The sequence below is a fragment of the Glutamicibacter sp. NPDC127525 genome (genome assembly GCF_042672105.1).
Lineage (GTDB): Bacteria > Actinomycetota > Actinomycetes > Actinomycetales > Micrococcaceae > Glutamicibacter.
In genome coordinates this window covers 263,774-283,112 of the sequence record NZ_JBHXVN010000001.1, presented here as the reverse complement: position 1 = coordinate 283,112, position 19,339 = coordinate 263,774, and the positions used below count along the sequence as shown (strand labels likewise).

Genomic DNA, 19,339 nt, shown 5'->3' with positions numbered 1-19,339 from the left:
CTGGTCAATGTCCTAACAGAATTTAGGTGAATGCCATGACAACAGCCGAATGGATCATCAGCAACGCTTGGGTGATCTGGCTGGCACTGTTCTTGCTGCTGGCGATCATCGAGATGCTTTCTCTTGATCTCTACTTCATCATGCTCGGCGTAGGTGCCCTTGGTGGTGTAGCGGTCGCACTGCTCAGTGGACCCATGTGGTTGCAGGTCCTTGTATTCTGCGTCATTTCATTGTTGATGATCTTCCTGGTTCGACCTATTGCCGTCAAACATTTACGGAAATCACCCGAGGGCTTCCGCACCAATATCGAGCGATTAATCGGTGCGGATGCACTTATTCTCGAGCCGACCTCGCGCATGTCGGGTTCGGCCAAGATCCGTGGAGAGATCTGGACCGCCCGTGCTGAATCCAGCGTTCCGACCATGAATCCCGGCACCTATGCCGTGGTTTCACGTATCGACGGGGCAACTGCATACCTCACCGCGAAGTCCCCTGACCCTGCTAACGGCTAGCTAGCCTGACGCCCCCAAATTCATCACTACTGCACAAGGAAAGAGAGTACGAACCATGAATTCAGATGGCTTTGGCTTGACTATTGTGCTTGTCGTTCTGGCAATCTTCGTGATTGTCGTCCTACTGCGCAGCGTGCGCATCGTGCCGCAGGCACGTGCTGGCATCGTTGAGCGCCTCGGCAAGTACAACCGAACCCTAAATCCCGGTCTGACAATCCTGATCCCCTTTGTGGATCGCTTGCTGCCGCTGCTGGACCTGCGTGAACAAGTTGTTTCCTTCCCGCCGCAGCCAGTTATTACCGAGGACAACTTGGTAGTTTCGATTGATACCGTGGTCTACTTCCAGATCACCGAGCCGCGTGCCGCGACGTATGAAATCGCTAACTACATCCAGGCCGTAGAACAGCTGACCACCACTACGCTTCGTAATGTCGTCGGTGGCCTGAATCTGGAAGAGGCCCTGACTAGCCGCGACCAGATCAACGGCCAGCTGCGTGGTGTCCTTGACGAGGCAACCGGCAAGTGGGGCATCCGTGTTTCCCGTGTCGAGCTGAAGGCTATCGATCCACCGCTGTCCATCCAGGACTCGATGGAGAAGCAGATGCGCGCCGAGCGTGACCGCCGTGCTGCCATCCTGACCGCTGAGGGCACCAAGCAGTCCTCCATCCTTACTGCCGAAGGCGCACGCCAGGCTTCCATCCTCGAAGCCGAGGGCGATGCACAGGCCGCAATCTTGCGCGCTGACGGCGAGTCCCAGGCCATCCAGAAGGTCTTCGATGCAATTCACGCCGGCAAGCCGGACCATGAGTTGCTCGCCTACCAGTACCTGCAGACTCTGCCGAAGCTTGCCGAAGGCACTTCGAATACCCTGTGGGTGATTCCAAGCGAACTGACCGAAGCACTCAAGGGCATCGGCGGAGCGCTGGGCGGCAACGGATCGGGCAGCAAGCCTGCCACTCCGGAATCGCCATCGGCCCCAGGTAGCAACCTGTAGCAACAGCTGGTTTAGAACCGATTAGCCGTCTGCGGCGAGGTGCATACAATGCACCTCGCCGCAGACGCGTATAATGGATGTTTTGGCACCAAGAATTATCTTCACCTCTAGTCGGAGGGAATTATTTCCGAGTGCCAAACGTTGGTACGTGTAGCGAATTCTTCAATCATCGCGGAGGGAAAACATGAGCGATCGCAGCCTACGAGGCATGCGCCTGGGTGCACAGAGCATGGAATCTGAGGCAGGTGTGGAGCCGGCTGCCCGTCAGCGTGTGGAATACCGTACCGAAGAGGGCGAGACCGTCTTCGTCGTCTTTGCTGCCGAAGCTGAAATTCCAGCAACCTGGCACACCAAGACCGGTAAGGAAGCCAAGCTCGTCCACGGCGAAGCCAAGGCCGAAGAACCGGGCAATGAAAAGCCTGTCCGTACCCACTGGGACATGCTTCTTGAGCGCCGTTCCGAAGAAGAACTGGAAAAGACTCTGGCAGACCGCCTCCAGCAGCTGCGCGCTGCTCGCGGGGAAACTGCCTAATCTCCCCCACGCACGGTTCCATGCTGCCTTAGCATGGCCGTAGGGGCTTGGTTGAGGGCTGGGTTTGATGACCAATGGTTATCAAACCCAGCCCTCACTCTTTTGCCTGTCTGCTATGGGGCTCAAAGACCACGCCCAGTATTTTCAACTGCGTCAAAGAGCCTGCATGAAATTGCGCGGCCAGCGCCGCCGGCCTAAGCAGCTTCGTAGAAGCTATCTTCATCCTGCACAGTCCGCCTTTGGGGCGGTGGGCTGGTTTGTATTTCACTGCCTGCCCGAGACCTGATGATGATTCCTGGTTAAACGAACTGGCGTGCAACGATCCATCGTTGCACGCCAGTTCGCTTAAACACGGGTATTACTTCTTGGAAGTCAGCTTCTTCCACCGGGCGCCCAAGCCCCAGCGGGTGACATTCCACATTGCTTCGAACACAATGTTGCCGCTCATCTTCGACGCGCCCAGTTCGCGCTCTACGAAGGTCACGGGAACTTCAACGATCGTCTTGCGCAGCATGGCCACGCGGAAGGTCATGTCCACCTGGAAGCCGTAGCCGCGCGACTCAACGGCGTCAAAATCGATTGCTTCCAGGGTTTCGCGCTTGAAGGCGCGGTAGCCTGCGGTGATGTCGCGCAGAGGCAAGCCCAGCATGGTGCGCGAGTAGAAGCTGCCGCCGCGCGAGATGATCTTGCGCAGCATTGGCCAGTTCACGACTTCGCCGCCCTTGACCCAACGCGAACCGATTACGAGATCTGCGCCCGCGGCACTGGCTTCCAAAAGGCGTGGAAGCTGCTCTGGCATATGCGAGCCATCGGCATCCATCTCTACCAGTACGTCGTAGTCGCGAGCCAACGCCCATTCGAAACCTGCAATGTAGGCGGCTCCCAGGCCATCCTTGCCGGTACGGTGCAATACGTGGATATTCGAGTCCTCAGCAGCCATCTTGTCTGCAAGTTCTCCGGTGCCGTCAGGCGAGTTATCATCAACGATCAATACATCCGAGTCAGGAACTGCGGTACGCAAGCGTCCTACGGTCAGCGGGAGCGACTCCAGTTCGTTGTAAGTCGGAATGATTGTAATGACGCGCACGCGGCGGCACCTTTCTGGGTATACAACACAAAGCCTCTTGCCTGCTCGGCGTCGACTGCATGGCTTATGCAGGACACCGGGTCGAAAAGAGTTAATCCAAATTCAAAGTATAGTCATCATTTGCCAATCAGCGCGCTGGAGACACCGCATTAACGAACGATCCTCAGTGACTTCGGCCCTATTCTCCACGCCGAAAGGCACAGAGAATGTTATCTAAGGTCACTGAGGATCGTTGTTTAAATTGCGTAGTTTCCAACGCAATGCATGTGCATCTCGAAGAGGCGCTTAGACCAGCCTAGTGGGTACCCCACCTAGGCTGTCAACCATCAAATGACTTCACTCTTTACCTAGACACCACTAGTCAGGGCAAATTTTGCGAATTCATTCTGCTTATTGAGCATCTGTTTCGCTTTAAGCCGATTCGCTTGGCTCAAGGGTATTGAAAAGCGTGATTCCAGCGCGTACTGTACGCAGGCACTGCGGAATTTCCTCATCAACGACCGGAAGCATCGGAGTTCCAGCTCGTGCATCGGTACTCCAAGAACTGATTCGGACGTCCGGAGTTTGCACAGCAAGTTCAGAGGCAGTCCACACTGCAAAAGTCGCCGGCGCGCCGATCACGAGCTGCCCGGCAAACGGGTTCATCTCGCCCATGGCGCGGTAGGTGGATCGGGTTTGAGCCAAGAAGGCCGCACGAGCCGAAATGCGAGCCTCAGCATTCGTCATGTTCATGCCGGCGCGAACAACCTGCCAGCCATCAACCTCCGTTACCGGAGCATCAGAGCCAAGCACCATTGGCACACCAGCCGAAAGCATAGCGGAGAGGTTGTTCATCGATGCTGCGCGCTCCCCCAGGCGCTGCGCGTACATGCCGTTCGAGCCGCCCCACGCCTGGTCGAAGACCGGCTGCATCGAAACCATGATGGCGTACTGCAGCAAACGGGCCCGCGAGTCTTCATCAACCATCTCGACATGCTCCAGACGGTGCCGGCACATCTGCAGCTTAGCTGCCCCAATCTGCTCAGCAGCCAGGTCAAAACCTGCCAACACCTCGTCCAGGGCGCCGTCTCCGATCACATGGAACGAGGCCTGGATCTCCCGGGAACTGCAAGCGACCAGGTGGGCCGCAATTTCGTCACGCTTCAGATACAGGGTGCCGCGTTCGCCCGGCTGATCGCTGTAGTCTTCGCGCAGGTACGCCGTGTGGCTGCCTAGCGAACCATCCACGCGAAGATCGCCACCCAAGCCCAGCACCTTTCCCGTTGGGAAGGATGCGACCAGTTCCTGGGCGATGTCTGCATCGCTAACCAGTTCGCCCCAGTAGGCATGGACTTGCGGCAGTTCAGGGTTGTCGATGGCCAGCAACTGCTCCAGCGCCTCTCGGCCCTCAATATGCGGGGCCGCCATCTCCACAACGCTGGCGAAACCACGCGAGGCGTAGTGCTCCAGTGCCAGGCGCTGGTATTCCTGTTCGGCCTTCTGCGTATTGGTGAGTGCTTCACGCACGGCGTCGTGATCCGCACCAGAAATGATGCCAGCGGCGAGGTGGCCCAGGTCCAGCAGATCCAGCAGTTCCCGATTGACCAGGGCACTGTGCACATCGCGACGCGCCAGGTAATAGCCGCGGCCTTCCGCGGCACTGGTCAGGTCGGTTTCCGCGGGCAGCTGCTGGTCAGCCCAGTTCGAGTTGTCCCACCCCTGAGCCAGGACCAGCTTGGTCGACTTCTGCGCCTGCTCGGCGACGAGGGAAAGCAGCGAAGAAGCCGAGGTTGCTGCACCCAAATCGGCTCCCGAAAGGGTGCGGCCCAAGGCGGCAAGGTGCGTGTGGGATTCGACGAACGCCGGGGTAATCAAACCACCATTGAGGTCGACCACTTCGTCGACGGCAGACGCGTGGCGCTCGGCTGCGTCCTCGCCGCCCAACCATGAAATGGTGTCGCCGTCCACCACCATTGCGGTAGCAAATGGATCGGCCGCTGAGTAGATGGACCCGTTTCGGTAGAGTGTTTTTGCCATCAGCGTCTCCCTTTTCTCGTGCACTGGCTAATAAGTTTTTCGGCTGGACCTGCTGGCTAGTCCAGCACGTTCGAGTAGGCCACTACACCGCGCTTGATCTGGTCTACTGCCTTGTAGGCATTGCGAACCAGCAATGGCGGAAGGTCGCTATTCTTTGCGAACTGGTCCAATGTGTCGATGACCTGCTTGGCCCAGCGCACGAAGTCACCCGGTGCCAGATCGGTACCGCGCAGCGCGCTGTTCAGGCTCGAACCGCGGGCCCACTTGTACATTGGCCAGATCAAACCGGATTCCGGTGGAGCGGTCGGGTCAAGGCCCAAGGCCTCTTCAGCGTCCGATAGCTCGCCCCAAATCTTGATGGTGCTATTCCAGATGTCATCGATCTTGCCCGTTGGCATTTTCGGATCGGCACGGTCCCCGTCGCGGCGTGCCTGGTAGACCAGGCTGGCGACAACCGCGCAGAGTTCTTCCGCATTGAGCTGCGTGAGCTTGCCGGTCTCCAGGATTTGGCTGGTGAGCAGATCTCGGTCGCCATAGATGCGGCGCAGGCGGCGGCCCGAGTCGGTCAGCGCGAAATCTTCGCCGCCCTCGGAAGGCACGAGGTATTCGAACTGCTCGAGCACTTTGCAGACCTTGTCGAACTGCGTGGCAATGGTATTGGTTCGCCCGCGGATGGCGCGACGGGCCTTGTCCGTGTCCTTCTTCAGCTTCCAGTACCTGTCGGCCCAGCGCATGTGCTGGTCCTTCTCCGAGCAGGCGTGGCAAGGATGGTCCTTGAGCTCCAGGCGCAGTGCGTTGATTTCACGCTCGAAGGAATCCGAGCCTTCGAAATCAAAGCTCTGGGCGTCCTGGCGTGGAGGACGCGACTCGTAGATCGCGTTGCGCAAGGATGAAGCAAGGTCCCGGCGCTCCTTCGGTGTGCGCCCGTTGAACCCCTTGGGAATCTTGATCCGCGAAATGATCTGCACTGGTCCGTTGAGGTCTTCCACCGAGAGCCGGCGAAGCTGCGCTTCTTCGGTCAGCACGGTGTGTCGCGGGTTGTACATGGCCTTATCAAGCTCGACGACCACGGCGCGGCCGAAGCGGCGGCCACCTGGCAGGTCCACCACGTCGCCGCGGATCACGGCCTGCAGTGACTGCTCAGCTGCCGAACGGCGCTCGTGGCGGCGGTCCTTCGCAGCGTTCTTCTCGACCTGGGCCAGGTTTCGTTGGAGTTTCAGGTACTCGGTGAAATCTCCGAGATGGCATTCCATCGACTTGGCGTAGCCGGCCAGGGATTCTTCCTTGGAACGCACCTGGCGCGCCATGCCCACCACGGAACGGTCCGCCTGGTACTGGGCAAAGGAGGTTTCGAGGATTTGACGAGTCTGTTCACGGCCAAACTGCGCCAGCAAGTTGGTGGACATGTTGTAGGTCGGACGGAACGAGGAATTCAGCGGATAGGTTCGCTTCGAAGCGAGTCCTGCCAAGGATTCCGGTTCCAGGTCGGGGTTCCAGACAACAATTGAATGGCCTTCGACGTCAATGCCGCGGCGCCCGGCACGGCCGGTGAGCTGGGTGTACTCCCCCGAAGAGATCTGCACGTGGGATTCGCCGTTGAATTTGACCAGTTTTTCCAGCACGACCGAGCGTGCTGGCATGTTCACGCCCAGTGCCAGGGTCTCGGTTGCGAACACCACCTTGATCAGGTTGCGTGCAAAGAGGTCTTCAACGATTTCCTTGAAGATCGGGAGCAGGCCGGCGTGGTGGGAAGCGAAGCCGCGAACCAGACCATCGCGCCAGGACCAGAATTCCAGAACGTCCAGGTCTTCGCTGGGGATCCGGTAGGCGACTTCATCCAGCGCTTGCGCGATCTCGGCGGCTTCTTCATTGGTCGTCAGGCGCAGGTCAGCCATGGCGCACTGCTGCACGGCCATATCGCAGCCCTTGCGGGAGAAAATGAAGAAGATAGCTGGCAGCAGAGCAGCCCGGTCAAGCTTCCCGATAACCGCTGGACGGTTGATGCGGTGCCCCATGCCTGAACTGCGCTGGGGGCCGCGGCCGCCGCGACCCCGGCCGCGCTGCACTCGGCCGCCAGGGCTGTGGGAGCGTACGAGTTTTCGCAGTTCGGGGTTGACCGAGGCCTTTGAATCGTCTTCAGCCACCTTGTCGAAGGCTACGTCTTCGGCAAACAGGTCCACCACGTTAGGGCCGACCATGACGTGCTGGAAGAGCGGCACCGGGCGATGCTCGGAGACGATGACATCGGTCTGGCCCCGGACGGTATCCAGCCAGCCACCGAATTCCTCGGCGTTGGACACGGTTGCCGAGAGTGAAATGATCTGCACGTTGGACGGCAGATGGATGATGACTTCTTCCCATACGGCACCACGGAACTTATCGGCGAGGTAGTGGACCTCATCCATGATCACGTAGCCCAAGCCGTCGAGGGTTTGGGAATCCGCGTACAGCATATTGCGCAGCACTTCGGTGGTCATGACGACGATCTGCGCTTCGGAGTTGATGGAGGTGTCGCCGGTCAGCAACCCGACCTTCTGCGCTCCATAGCGATTGACCAGTTCCGAATACTTCTGGTTGCTCAGCGCCTTGATGGGCGTGGTGTAGAAAGCCTTGCGGTTCTCGCCTAGAGCCTGGTAGATGGCGTATTCGCCAACAACAGTTTTTCCGGCGCCGGTGGGCGCAGCGACCAGTACGCTGTGCCCTTCTGCGACCTTCTGGCAAGCTTCGGCCTGGAATGGATCCAGGTCGAAGGAGATGCTTGCCCGGAATCCAGGAAGTGCAGTGCCGTTTTCGACCTGCCGTGCCTTGGAATTCGCGTAGCGTTCCGCGGGTGAAGTCACTTGTGGTCGTTCACTTTCTTGCCCTGGTTCAGAGCTGGGATTTAGGTTCGTCAATCGAGCTAGGGGTTTCAATGCCAGAAGTTTCACCAGCTGCTAGGCGTTCATTCTCGGCTTCCCGTGCCGCCAGCTTCTTTGCGCGCTTCTTGTCGTTGAAGTGGCAGATCAAGGTGGCAACGGCGAAGGTGAGGAACAACGGTCCAGCCAACGCGAACATGGTGATTGCATCGCCGCCTGGTGCTGCCATAGCGGCAACCAGGGCGATGAGGAAGACGGTGATACGCCAGTTCTTCAAGATGAGCTTGGCTGGCAGGACGCCAACCATGTTCAGGCCAACCATCAGTACCGGTACCAGCATGGCCAAGCCGAATGCCAGGAGCAGGCGGAAGATAAACGGCAGGTACTCGGAAATGTTCAGCAGGTTATCCGAGTTCTCCGGCGACAGGCTAATGAAGAATTCCAGCGCAAACGGAAGAACGAAGTAGGCCATCGCCACGCCGCCAAGGAACAGCGGAACCGCGGCTGCTACGAAGCTGTAGCTCAAACGGCGCTCGTTCTTTTTCAGTCCCGGCACGATGAATGCCCACAGCTGGTAGAGCCACACCGGCGAGGAAACGATCAGGCCGACGAACAGCGCCACCTTGATCATGATGTCGAAGGGTGACATCACCGCGGTGAACACTACCGAGCCGCCGGCAGCTTTCACAGGCGCGATCAGCAAGGCAAGCAGCCAGTCGTATACGAAGAAACCGGCTACCGTGCCCAAGGTCAGCGCGATGAGCGACTTGAATAACCGGTTCCGTGCTTCAATCAGATGCTCTTTGAGAGCCATCCGACCTTCTGCGTCCTTGGCCCGCTTCTTCTTGCTGCGCGGGTTCTTGTCTTTATTTGTTGCCACTGAAGAGGTCTACGAGTTGTTCTTTTCGTTGGGGTTCGGATCATTGATGGTGCCATCAACGGTTTCAGATTTAGGATCATCATCCTTCATCTGGCGAACCTCGGACTTGAAAATGCGCAGCGACTGGCCCATCGAGCGAGCCAAGCCTGGAAGCTTTGGAGCGCCGAAAAGCAGCAGTGCAAGCACGATAATGATGACCAAATGCCATCCCTGTAAGCCACCCATGTGGATTCCCTTCTCTCTATCTAAAGTCTACGTCAGAACAAGCCAAGATCGCGCATGTTCTGAGCTTGGCCGCGCTGTGCGCGACGTGCGACGCGGCGAACTCGACGCGCCTCGATTCTTTCAGCTTTGCCCTTATCGCGAAGCTTTTTGATCTTCTCCGGATCCGCGTGCGTGGCATCGGTTCCGTGCGGGTAGCGACGAGGGTTCGTAGCGTACTCGACGACGGTGCCCTCCTGGCTTAAACCGGCGCTGATGTGATCCGCAGCGTCGCCCAGGCCCTCGACGACCGCCATTCCCCGTTTGAACAAACGGAAGCCGGCAAGTGCCGCAACAAGTATTGTCGCCAAAACGAGCACAGTCCACAAAAGTACCCAAAACCACCAAGGAAGCATCTATTAATCCTCATACATTGCGATAGCCTCGTCCAACCAGTTCACTACCTGTTCGCGCGTAGCGTCAGGAGAGACCACAGTCAGTTTACCGCTATGGCGAGCCACGAGCGGCGCAGCTACCTGGTGATCCGAGAACCGGACGTTGGCCAGATACCCCGTACCGACCTTTCCCGTGGACCAGGAAAGAGGATGGAAAGCTTCGATAACCGGTAAGATCTCGGCGTCTACATAGACCATGACCTCTAAGTCATCGTCGTTGGAGGCATACCGGATCTGGACATCTTGCTGGTCTTCATGCCGAGCCGCCAGCTCGAATTGTTCACCGGCAGTTTCCACACTTAACATCCGGTCCACCCGGAAAGTTAATAGGCTCTGGCGCTTTCGGCACCAAGCCCGCAGGTACTGCACCGCTCCGTCTTCAATGAGCCGGATCGGTTCCACATCGCGAACCTGGTGAGTTCGCGAACGGGCCGAGTAGTAATCGATGCGCACGACGTCTTGGGAACGAATCGCCTGAATCAGCTGCTGCGGAATATCGTTCTCGCGCGCCTCGGACAGTGCGAAGCCCAGCGCCCCGCTCCAGCCGTCAAAACGGGCCACCGCGGAATTCACCTTGGCCAGTGCCGCGTCGAGCACCTGCTGGTGCTCGAACTCGGGAATGCTTGCCAGGGCGTTGAGCCCGCCGAGCACGGCTACTGCTTCCAGCGGCGCCAGCTTCTGCGGCTCGGCCAGCAGGGCTGCATTGGAGATCGTAACGGTATCGGATTCAACGTCGCCGTCATTGACGTTGATCAGTTCGTCATGCTGGCCGTACGGGACACCGCACATCATGATCATGGCCAGCTCTTCACGGACCTTGGCAACGCTCATGGAGTAGCGTTCTGCCAGCGCTTCGATTTCTACGGCACCATGGGCGTGCACATACTGGATCATGTCGATATTTCGCATGACCTGAGTTGTGGTGGTGCCACGGCCGGTGGCGCGATGCGGACGGAACTTCACCTCTGCGTAGGCATCCTGGTTGCCCTGGCTGGTCTGGGAGCTGCGCGCGTCGCGCAGAATCCGGCGCACCTGGGCCACCAGTTCGGAGGGTCCCAGGACTTTCACGGCCGGACCATAAGCTGCCAGCTGCTGGGCAAATGAATGCGGATCCGCATAGCCGATCTGCAGCTCATCCTGATCGCTGCGGCCATTTACTGCCTGGGCGCGCAGCGGGATTGCTTCATCGCCCAAGAGCCGCACCGTTGCCACCAGTCCCGGATTCTGCAGGTCGAAATCCTGCAAGACCTGGGTCATGTCGAAATCCTGGGGGCGGGCGTGGTACTGCCCGTCGGCGTTAGCGCCGCCATGCCGGTAATTCGTGAACTTGCCCTGAACCCGCGAGAGGCGGAAGACACGGGTATCTTTCCGCGTGTGGTCATAGCCGGTGAAGTACCAGTTGCCGTAGCGCTGCCCGATCCCCCACACATCAACAATTCGTTCGCTCTGTGCGCCGCCAGAGGACGTATAGGCGAACTTGAGCGTGTTGCGGTTGAAGACCGCCAGGGCGCATTCGCGGAAGTTCGGTTCATCCATGGAAAGGCGTGGGACCAATGAGCCGGCCAACGGAGCGACCGGCGAGGCCACGCCATCATGGCCGGTGACTCGGGCCGCGGCATTGAGCCCCAATGACTGGAGCTTGGTGTCTTTCCAAAGGCTCGCGGCCAATGCGACCAGGCCGGCTTCTGCGGGGCTGAATTCCACCGGCGGCAAGAACCACTCGGTCGTGTCGATGCTGTAGTACGTAACATCGTCGATTACTTCTTTGTCCAGCTGCAACCCGAAGTCATTGCGGATATCGTCCTTGAGGCGATCCAGCGCCTTCTCTCGGGTCTCCTTGGTACCGCCTGGCACCAAATAGGATCCAATGCGGTCGGCGTTGAACTTCCGTGATTTAGTTGCCAGCGCATAGATGAGGCTGGTCAGGCGTTCTGCCTTGCTGGGTCCCGGGGATTGCTTTGTGCTCACGTGCCTAGACTAACCAACTTTCGCCGATAAGGATGACTTCTGGGACAGCAATGGCCCCGATTATTTAATCGAGGCCATTGCCAGCACTTGGAATTACTTGGTGCCCATCAGATCCACAACGAAAATCAGTGCTTCGTTAGGCGCAATGGCGCCTGGGGCGCCACGCTCGCCGTAGGCCAGGTGCGATGGGATATCCAGTCGGCGACGGCCGCCGACCTTCATGCCCAGCAGGCCCTGGTCCCAGCCCTGGATAACCATTCCGACACCCACTGGGAAGTCGAGGGTCTGCCCGCGGCCCCAGGAAGAGTCGAACTCTTCGCCGGTGGACCAGGCAACGCCTACATAGTGCGCTTCAACGGTGGTGCCTGGGGTGACCTCGGCGCCGGTTCCCTCGACCAGGTCGGTGATGACCAGTTCTTCAGGAGCGTCGGTGCCCGGGAAATCGATCTCAGGCTTGGTGCGGTCGTAGTTGCGTTCTCCGAACGACATAGTCACGGCCTTTCTGTTACTTGCTTTCGCTTACCTTGTCTAATTCTACGTAGAAGACCAGTGGTCCTGCAGGACGCCCCTGGGCTTCAGCTGTTTCGCCGTAGGCCAAGTCCGTTGGGACAGTCAGCAAGACCTTGCTGCCTTCCTTCAGGCCCTGGAAGCCCTGCAGCCAGCCCTGGATGACTCCGCCGGCCATATCGGCTTCGAAGCCTTCTTCGTTGCCGAAGTTGCCGTCGAACTTCTTGCCATCTTCCCAGCGCACGCCGTGGTAGTGGGCAGTGACCTTGGACGTTTGGCCAACGGCTGGGCCGTCGCCTTCTTCAAGGACGTCCACTGCCAGGCCTGCCGGGGCTTCGGTGTCCTTGGGGATGGTGATCTGCGGATCGCCCTTGCCGGTCTTCACGGTGGGGAGCTTGCCGTCGTCCTTGAGCTGCTGGACTTCTTCCTTGCCCATCGTCTGGCTAGGGCTCTTGGAGTCCGCAATCTTGATCACGATCAGCCGTTCGGCACGCGAGCCTTCGGCCGGTTCGGCGATGGACCCGTCCGGCTGCTGAACGCCTTCGATGGCTGCGTAGGCGATCCAGTCGCCAATCTGGGACTTCAGCAGGGTTTCGTAGAGCTCGGGCATCTGCTCCTTGAGCGTCTCGTCAACCTTCATGGGAGCCGGATCAGCAGTGAAGTTCTCATTGGTCAGCAGGCCGTCGATGGTCTTGTACAGGCCCGACTGGATCTGGATGGTGTCGCCTTCCTTGATGTCGGAACCCTCGCCCTCCACCACGGTGACTGCTTCTGACTTTTCGGTCAGGAGCGGCGCATCGAATTTGACCTCAGGTGCGGTCTTGCTATCTTCTGCTGGCTTGACGTCGATGCCGCTCAGGGATGACGAACCCGAACCGCAGGACGCCAGGGCAAGGATGGACGCGGTGGCGCATACTGCCAAAACTTTTCGCACGAATCTTCTTTCCGGTTGGACTAGCTGGTCATGCATTGCGGGCTTGCACAGGGCAAGGCCCGTAATGATCTGCGTCCAGCTTAGAGGTTTTTGCTGTGTAAATACTTGTTTCCAGCTAGCTAAAGCTGCTGGCCCATCAGCTCAATGAGCTCGTCAATCTGTGAATTGGTGGTTGCGAACGGGTCCTTGCACAGCACAATTCCGCCCGGGCCATCCTCATACTTCATGTGGACCCAATCGGCGCTATAGCGTCGCCCATTGGCGCGGGCGGCGTGAATGAATTTGCTTCGCAGTGCCGCGCGTGTCGTGGCTGGCGGGTTGTTCACAGCCTGATTGATTTCAGCGTCGGAGACGACTGCGCTGGCCAGGCCGCGGCGCTTGAGCAGGTGGAACAGGCCGCGCTGCGGGTCGATGTCATGGTAAGTCAGGTTCAGCTGCGCGATCCGTGGCGCCGAGAGCTCCAGGGAGTTCTTCTGGGCATAGCCCGTGAGCAGCTTGTGCTTGATCGCCCAGTCGATGTCCCGGTCGATCAGCGAGAAGTCCTGGCTTTCCACTGCGTTCAGCGTGCGTTCCCACAATTCCAGGACGGTATCCACCTGGTCGTGGTGCGCGCCGTGGCGGGCGATGAATTCCTTGACGGATTCGAAGAGGATCCACTGGATCTGCAGTGCGGTCGGTTCGTCGCCGCCCATGAGCCGCACCACGGTCTGGCCAGTGAAATCGTGGGAGATCTGGCGGATGGAGCGAATCGGGTTTTCCAGTCGCAGATCGTGGTAGATTTCGCCGGATTCGATCAGGCGCAGCACCAGGTCGGTGGCGCCGATCTTCAGCAGCTGGGTGGTTTCGCTCATCGACGAGTCGCCCACTATGACATGCAGCCGGCGGTGGTACTCGGCATCGGCGTGCGGCTCATCGCGGGTATTGATGATCGGACGCGAGCGCGTTGTGGCCGAGGAGACCCCCTCCCACATGTGATCGGCGCGCTGGGAGAAGACGTACTTGGTCTGCTCTTCATCGGTGATCAGATGCCCGGCACCGCACAATAGCTGGCGGGTGACGAGGAAAGGGATGAGCATGTCAGCGAGGCGCTTGAACTCGATTTTGCGTGGAATCAGGTAGTTCTCGTGGCAGCCATAGGAGTTCCCGGCGGAGTCCACATTGTTCTTGAACATGTAGATCCGGCCTTCGTGGCCTTCCTCGGCCAGCTGGTCCTCTGCCTGGTCAACGAGGTCCAGCATGAACGCCTCCCCAGCGCGGTCGTGGGCGATCAGCTGCTTGAGCTGGTCGCATTCCGCGGTGGCGTACTCCGGGTGCGAGCCCACATCCAGGTAGAGGCGCGAGCCGTTCTCCAGGAACACATTCGAACTGCGCCCCCAGCTGACTACCGGCTTGAACAGGTGCCGTGCGGCATCCTCCGGGGTGAGCCGGCGCCCATCCGACGGGACATAATTCAGCCCGAATTCGGTTTCCAGACCAAAGATTCTGCGATCCACGCGAAGCTACTTCCCCTCAACTGCGGTTCCGCCACATTGGTCAGAACACGACTTCCAAAGCTGTGTGCCCGTTGGGGCTTACTGGCCGCCCTTTTGCACGAATCCGCGGACAAACTCTTCAGCGTTGGATTCCAGCACCGAGTCGATCTCGTCCAGCAGGTCATCCACGCCGGCGGACTGGCCGGTGGTATTCACCTGGACCTGTTCCGTTTCGGCCTGCTGGTTCTGGGTGCTGCGGCGGGCCGAGAAGCTTTCCTGAGTCATCGTTTTCTCCTAAGTCGTCGTGAATCCCGGAATTACGCGCCGAGACTCATACCTATTCTGCGCCGATTAGCGACGCCTGGCCAATTCGTCGATAAATTCCGCAATCTCCAGCTGCGTGTCGAACAGCTCGCCAACCTGCGCACGGGTTCCGCCCAGCGGCTCGGGCATGTGGAAGCGGCTGATCTTGCGCGCCCCGGGGACGGCGAAGGACAACGCATCCCAGTTCGCTGCGACGACGTAGGGCGCATAGCGCTGCAGGGTCATGCCGCGCAGGTAGGCGCGGGTATCCTCCGGCGGGGCGCCCACGGCTTGGTTGATCTCCTGCTGGCTGAAGATCCTCTGGATGGCCCCGCGTTCGGCCATGCGGTAGTACAGGCCCTTGTCGGTCCGCAGATCAGCCCATTGCAGGTCCAGCATCGCCACGCGTGGATCGGACAGCTCAAGCTGGTGGCGCTGGGCGAAGCCGTTGACCAGCTGGTATTTGGCGATCCAGTCAATCTGATCTGCCGCGTCCATCGGGTCGCGCTCGAGCAAATCCAGGATCTGCGCCCAACGGCTGAGGATCTCGGTGGTGTCCGGATCATCAATCCCGCGTGCCGCACAGTAGTTTTCTGCCGCATGCAGGTAATGGCGCTGGATTTCAATGGCGGTGAGCTGGACCCCGCCGCGCAACCGCACCTTGGCCTTCAGCGTGGGGTCGTGGCTGATTTGCTGCAAGGCCAGGACCGGCTCGACCAGTTCCAGCTGCGGGGCCATCCCCGCTTCGATCAGCGAGAGCACCAAGTTGGTAGTGCCCACGCGCAGCAGGGTGGAAATCTGCCCGAGGTTCGCATCCCCGATGATCACGTGCAGGCGGCGGTACTTGTCCCAGTTCGCGTGCGGTTCATCGCGGGTATTGATGATCGGGCGGTTGATCGTGGTTTCCAGGCCCACTTCCGCCTCGAAGAAGTCGGCACGCTGGGAGACCTGGAAGGCGGCGCGCTCGTTGAGCATGCCCTGGCCCACCCGGCCGGCACCGCAGAAGATCTGCCGGCTGGCAAAGAACGGGGTGAGCCCGCGGACAATCGAGGAGAACTCGATGCCGCGCGGCATCAGGTAGTTCTCATGCGAGCCGTAGGAGACCGACTTGTTATCGGTGTTGTTCTTGTACAGCAGCAGTTCCCCGCTGCCCAGGCGCTGGGCGGCGGCCGCGGCGCGGCGCATCACTTCATCGCCGGCTTGGTCCCAGAGCACCGCATCACGCGGAGTCATCGATTCGGGGCTGGAGTATTCCGGGTGGGCGTGGTCGACGTACAGGCGTGCGCCATTGCCCAGGACCATATTCATCACGACATCCGTGGATTCCTTCTCCTGATAGAGCGTGGAACCCAGATGCGCGTCATTGCCATCCAGCGCAATGGATTCGGCGGTCCAGATGCCCTCGTCGTCCAGCCCCGGCTCCAGGTCGGTCAGCTGGCTCGGATGCGCTTGGGCCCGGTCCATGGCGAATCCGCGCGCATCTTGCAGCGGGGATTCGTCGCTGTAGTCCCAGCGTGCTGCCTTGGCCGCCGAATCCTGCTCGGCGACCAATTGCGCGTAGGCGTCAACGATCTGCGCCGAAAGCACCGTGGCGTTGGCCTTGGGCATGTTCGGGCGGATAATTCCGTATTCGGTTTCCAGGCCGACCAGGCGACGGGCGCTCATTTGCCGGCCTGCTGCTGGACCAGGGAACGGATGTTGCTGATCCGCTCGCCCTTGCGGCCGGAAATCCGGGCCCAATCATCGGGGTTGGTGGTGTTGGGCATGTCTTCGTGCTCGGCGAACTCTTCGCGCACCGCACGCAGCAGGTACTCCATTTTCAGTCCGCGCTCGTTCTGCGTAATCAGCGCCTTGATGGCATGCTTCTTGGCGCGGTCCACGATGTTGTGGATGACCGCGCCCGAGGCGAAGTCCTTGAAATAGAGCACTTCGGTGGCACCGGTAACATAGGTGACTTCGAGGAATTCGTTGATCCGCTCGGTGGAGTACATTGCCTGGACGGCTCCGCGGATCATGCGCGCTATGGTGGCGCCGGCATCCCCGGCATCGGCATCGAGCTCATCGGCGTGCAGCGGCAGTTCGGTCGTCAGGTACTTGCTGAAGATTTCTGTGGCGCCCTCGGCATCGGGACGGCGGATCTTGATCTTGACGTCCAGGCGTCCCGGACGCAGGATCGCCGGGTCGATCATGTCCTCGCGGTTGGACGCGCCGATGACAATCACGTTATCCAGGCGCTCGACGCCGTCAATTTCGGCCAGCAGCTGCGGCACGATGGTGGTTTCCACATCCGAGGAGACACCGGTGCCGCGGGTACGGAACAGCGCTTCCATCTCGTCGAAGAACACCACCACCGGATCTCCATGCAGCGCCTTCTCCCGGGCGCGGGCGAAGATCAGGCGGATGTGCCGCTCGGTTTCGCCCACGTACTTGTCCAGCAGCTCCGGTCCCTTGATGTTCAGGAAGTAGCTGCGGTTGCTGGCCCCTTCCTTGCGCTCGACGACGCGCTGGGCCAGGGAGTGCGCCACCGCCTTGGCGATCAGGGTCTTGCCGCAGCCCGGAGGGCCGTAGAGCAGAATCCCCTTTGGCGCGCTCAACCCGTGTTCGCGGTACAGCTCAGGGTGGGTGAAGGGCAGCTCCACCGAGTCCTTGATGGCTTCGATCTGCGAGTTCAGCCCGCCAATGTCCGAGTAGGCAATGTCCGGGACTTCCTCGAGCACCAGTGACTGCATGTCGGTGAGCTGGACGCGGGATACCGCCATGCCCGAACGTGAGTCGATGGCCAGCTGGTCGCCCACGCGCAGGTGCATCTCGCGCAGCGGGCCAGCGAGTTCAACGACGCGCTGGTCATCGGCACGGGCCATGACTACGGCGTGGTGATTTTCCAGCAGTTCCTTGACCGTGACCAGTTCACCGGTCTCCTCGAATCCCAGGGCCGCGACGATCACCAGTGCTTCATTGAGCAGCACCTGCTGGCCGATGACCAGCTTGTCGAAATCCATCAGCGGGCTGACGGCCACGCGCATCTTGCGCCCGGAGTAGATGACATCTGCGGACTGGGCGCCGGTGGATTCGATGCCGAGCCCGGGTTCGGGGTGCTTGCGCGGGTGCTTGGCCACGATGGTGCCGTGGCTGAAGGGAGTGTCCCCGTCTTTTTCCAGCGCCGACTTCAGGTTGATGATCTGCTCGCGGGTGGTTTCCAGCAGGGCCACCAGGCGCTTGTTATTGCCGCTGATCCCGGCGAGTTGCTTGTCGAGGTTGCGATTCTTGTCGCGCAGCACGTTGACCTGGCGTTCGGTCATCTGCAGCCGCTCGGCCAATTGTTCTGCCTCGCGATTATCGTTCACGTTCCAACCTCCAACATCCAACGTCACCGGGGCGGTTCGTGCGCCCTGATGAGGTTTTTTCCGGTGCTTGGCGCACCGTCTTGCTTCCATCCTAGGAACTGAAGGCCCCGAGTGCAGAACACTCGGGGCCCAATGTCACATAATGAGACGCAATATCTCAATATATGGTTGCAGCTCAGGCTTCGCCGCCAGCGCCTTCGGCGTCTTCTTCAGCGGCACGCACGCGCACGGACTGGTTGGCATCGCGGGCGGCCCGGCGCAGCTTCTTATCCGACAAGCCGCGCTCGCCCAGTGCTTCAGCGGTCCACTCGCCGTCGGCGTGATCGCGCGTCCATGCGCTCAGGTCCTCATCGGAGTACGAGTGCTCCTTGATGCGCTTGGCCTTCGGGATGCCATCGGCGGAATCGGCCAGACGGCGGCAGGTGATCAGGAATGCGGTGTGCGCCACCATCCGGTGATCCGGGCGGACGGCCAGGCCGTCGACGTGCCAGCCGCGCACCAGGGTTTCGAAGCACTCTGGCTCGGTGAACTGGCCCGAAGCACGGATGGCCTCGACCACGCGGGACATCTGGGTCACCGAGGACACGTAGTTGGTCCACACGCCGCCTGGCGCCAGCACGGTAGCTACCGCATCCAGGCACTCCCAGGGGCTGAGCATGTCCAGGACCACGCGGTCGATGCTGCCCGGTTCTTCCAGCTCGACGACCCTGTCCTGGAAGTCGCCGATGGAGATCTGCCACGACGGGTGCTCGCCACCGAAGACGGTGGAGATGTTGCCGCGGGCGATATCGGCGAATTCCTCGCGTCGCTCGAAGGAGTGCAGGAAGCCCTCATCGCCGACCGCGCGCAGCAGCGAGATGGACAGCGCGCCGGAACCGACGCCGGCTTCGACGACGCGTGCGCCCGGGAAGATGTCGCCGAATTGCACGATCTGCGCGGCATCCTTCGGGTAGACCACGGTGGCGCCGCGCGGCATGGAGAGCACGAAATCCTTGGCCAGCGGGCGCAGGGCCTGGTAGCGGAAGCCGTCGATATTCTCGATGACCGAGCCTTCGGGCAGGCCGATGATGGCCTCGTGCGGCAGCACGCCCTTGTGCGTGTGGAACTCTCCACCGTGCTGCAGGGTGATGGTGTTGATCCGGCGTTTCTCGTCGGTCAGCTGCACGCGGTCGCCGACACGGAAGGGGCCGCGACGGGCTGCCGCGCCGTGCGGCGCCTGGCTCTTAGCTTCGCTCACTGATGTGATCCTTTTCTTGGTGCTTTTCAGTCTGTATAGAGT

17 protein-coding genes are annotated in these 19,339 nt (G+C 60.2%); 3 read left to right on the top strand and 14 right to left on the bottom strand.

The features are described 5' to 3' along the window. Positions 1-35: 35 nt before the first annotated feature. From ACFVHU_RS01255 to ACFVHU_RS01245, 3 genes are all read left to right on the top strand, one after another. A complete protein-coding gene (locus ACFVHU_RS01255; protein ID WP_105657869.1) occupies positions 36-512 on the top strand; it encodes an NfeD family protein in 477 nt (158 codons plus the stop codon). Between the two features lie 55 nt (positions 513-567). Then, on the top strand, positions 568-1,506 hold the full coding sequence (locus ACFVHU_RS01250) for an SPFH domain-containing protein (protein ID WP_105657849.1): 939 nt from the start codon (positions 568-570) through the stop codon (positions 1,504-1,506). Between the two features lie 184 nt (positions 1,507-1,690). Further along, positions 1,691-2,038 (top strand): RNA polymerase-binding protein RbpA, encoded by a 348-nt coding sequence (locus tag ACFVHU_RS01245; RefSeq protein ID WP_105657848.1) that lies wholly within the window; start codon positions 1,691-1,693, stop codon positions 2,036-2,038. 358 nt (positions 2,039-2,396) lie between these two features. On the opposite strand, the gene ACFVHU_RS01240 is transcribed toward ACFVHU_RS01245, so the two are convergent. The 14 genes from ACFVHU_RS01240 to ACFVHU_RS01175 form a co-directional block, all read right to left on the bottom strand. Further along, positions 2,397-3,125: a polyprenol monophosphomannose synthase gene (locus tag ACFVHU_RS01240; RefSeq protein WP_105657847.1), complete on the bottom strand. Its 729-nt coding sequence runs from the start codon at positions 3,123-3,125 to the stop codon at positions 2,397-2,399. A gap of 411 nt (positions 3,126-3,536) precedes the next feature. Then, entirely contained in the window at positions 3,537-5,141 is a 1,605-nt protein-coding gene (locus ACFVHU_RS01235) for an amidohydrolase family protein (RefSeq protein WP_332594754.1), read from the bottom strand. 56 nt (positions 5,142-5,197) lie between these two features. After that, a complete protein-coding gene (locus ACFVHU_RS01230; RefSeq protein WP_332727056.1) occupies positions 5,198-7,981 on the bottom strand; it encodes a DEAD/DEAH box helicase in 2,784 nt (927 codons plus the stop codon). Positions 7,982-8,009: 28 nt separating this feature from the next. Next, positions 8,010-8,876 (bottom strand): twin-arginine translocase subunit TatC, encoded by an 867-nt coding sequence (gene tatC, locus ACFVHU_RS01225; RefSeq protein WP_105657844.1) that lies wholly within the window; start codon positions 8,874-8,876, stop codon positions 8,010-8,012. Between the two features lie 9 nt (positions 8,877-8,885). Further along, positions 8,886-9,101 (bottom strand): Sec-independent protein translocase subunit TatA, encoded by a 216-nt coding sequence (tatA, locus tag ACFVHU_RS01220; protein WP_105657843.1) that lies wholly within the window; start codon positions 9,099-9,101, stop codon positions 8,886-8,888. 32 nt (positions 9,102-9,133) lie between these two features. Continuing rightward, positions 9,134-9,394 (bottom strand): hypothetical protein, encoded by a 261-nt coding sequence (locus ACFVHU_RS01215; protein WP_388022027.1) that lies wholly within the window; start codon positions 9,392-9,394, stop codon positions 9,134-9,136. Between the two features lie 102 nt (positions 9,395-9,496). Then, a complete protein-coding gene (locus ACFVHU_RS01210) occupies positions 9,497-11,500 on the bottom strand; it encodes a helix-turn-helix transcriptional regulator (protein WP_388022025.1) in 2,004 nt (667 codons plus the stop codon). Between the two features lie 93 nt (positions 11,501-11,593). Beyond that, positions 11,594-11,989, bottom strand: a complete 396-nt coding sequence (locus ACFVHU_RS01205; protein ID WP_013348985.1) for an FKBP-type peptidyl-prolyl cis-trans isomerase — start codon at positions 11,987-11,989, stop codon at positions 11,594-11,596. Positions 11,990-12,005: 16 nt separating this feature from the next. Further along, on the bottom strand, positions 12,006-12,941 hold the full coding sequence (locus tag ACFVHU_RS01200) for an FKBP-type peptidyl-prolyl cis-trans isomerase (protein WP_332486254.1): 936 nt from the start codon (positions 12,939-12,941) through the stop codon (positions 12,006-12,008). 119 nt (positions 12,942-13,060) lie between these two features. After that, positions 13,061-14,434: a Pup--protein ligase gene (gene pafA, locus ACFVHU_RS01195; RefSeq protein WP_388022022.1), complete on the bottom strand. Its 1,374-nt coding sequence runs from the start codon at positions 14,432-14,434 to the stop codon at positions 13,061-13,063. 78 nt (positions 14,435-14,512) lie between these two features. Then, a complete protein-coding gene (locus tag ACFVHU_RS01190; RefSeq protein ID WP_105657838.1) occupies positions 14,513-14,698 on the bottom strand; it encodes a ubiquitin-like protein Pup in 186 nt (61 codons plus the stop codon). 66 nt (positions 14,699-14,764) lie between these two features. Further along, the gene (gene dop, locus ACFVHU_RS01185; protein ID WP_388022020.1) at positions 14,765-16,381 is read right to left on the bottom strand and encodes a depupylase/deamidase Dop; all 1,617 of its coding nucleotides are present in this window, start codon (positions 16,379-16,381) and stop codon (positions 14,765-14,767) included. Further along, positions 16,378-18,015, bottom strand: a complete 1,638-nt coding sequence (gene arc / locus ACFVHU_RS01180; RefSeq protein ID WP_166650701.1) for a proteasome ATPase — start codon at positions 18,013-18,015, stop codon at positions 16,378-16,380. Before arc ends, dop begins: the two co-directional genes overlap by 4 nt. A 220-nt stretch (positions 18,016-18,235) precedes the next feature. Further along, positions 18,236-19,297 carry a tRNA (adenine-N1)-methyltransferase gene (locus ACFVHU_RS01175; protein ID WP_388022018.1) on the bottom strand — a complete coding sequence of 354 codons (1,062 nt, stop codon included), beginning with the start codon at positions 19,295-19,297 and terminating at the stop codon, positions 18,236-18,238. Positions 19,298-19,339 lie beyond the last annotated feature (42 nt).